Genomic DNA, 878 nt, shown 5'->3' with positions numbered 1-878 from the left:
AAATAGGAGTCATCTTTCCAGTTATATGCAAGTCTAAAACTAAATCCATCATTCTCATAGTAACCAATTACGTTAAATGACTGAGGTGCCACTGCATATAACGTACTATCTTCTGTGCCATCTTGATCGATATAGGTATAGTTAAACACACCACCGAAGCCATTCCACGGGTATGATAAAAAGTCTAGCTTCTGCTGAATTGCCAATTCAACACCAGTCAGTTCAATTGTGTCACTGTCGTTATACTTTTCAACAACCCGTACAGAGCGATAGTACTCTGTACCATCATCACCTAAGTACGGTTCAACTTGTGTACAAGTAAAACCACCCGTTGCAGGGTTGTCTTCACGAACCACATCGCTGCCTAACGCATCTATCACTAAAGCATCACCTTCAGGGCATGTGTCTCTGTCTTCAAAGAAACCTGTTAATTCTTTACGGAACAGACCAACAGAGATTGCACTACCATCACGGTTATACCACTCAAGTGATAAATCATAGTTATCAGCATCATACGGTTTAACAAAACTGGCTGGCTTATCTACTTTAACATTTGTATTACCACCACTCACATCTGTAGTAGGCGTCATTACACGTAAGTTTGGACGCACAAACCCTTTACTATAAGCAGTTCGAAATACAAGATCTTCCGTTAATTCAAACGATAAGTTAAGTGAAGGTAACCAGTGATCATAGTCGTCGCTAAGTTTAGTTGGCACTAAAATGTCACCAGCTTCGCGATCTCGCTTAATGCCATCAAAATCATTATTAGTATACACATAACGCATACCAACGTTACCTCGCCAAGGTACATTACCTATATCCCCATAAATATCAGTCATGAAGTAAGCTGAAGATATAGTCTGCTCCACGTCAAA

Annotated in this window: 1 protein-coding gene; it reads right to left on the bottom strand. The window is 40.0% G+C overall.

Going from position 1 to position 878, the window contains the following annotated elements; translation table 11 throughout:
- Positions 1-842, bottom strand: an 842-nt coding sequence (locus PHAL_RS23470) for a TonB-dependent receptor domain-containing protein (RefSeq protein WP_237405614.1), incomplete at its 3' end; no start/stop codon positions are given.
- Between the last annotated feature and the right edge of the window lie 36 nt (positions 843-878).

This window comes from Pseudoalteromonas haloplanktis ATCC 14393, from assembly GCF_000238355.1.
In the GTDB taxonomy this organism is placed as follows: domain Bacteria; phylum Pseudomonadota; class Gammaproteobacteria; order Enterobacterales; family Alteromonadaceae; genus Pseudoalteromonas; species Pseudoalteromonas haloplanktis.
Note: the sequence above shows the minus strand (reverse complement) of the source record. Positions and strands in the feature narration are given on the sequence as shown.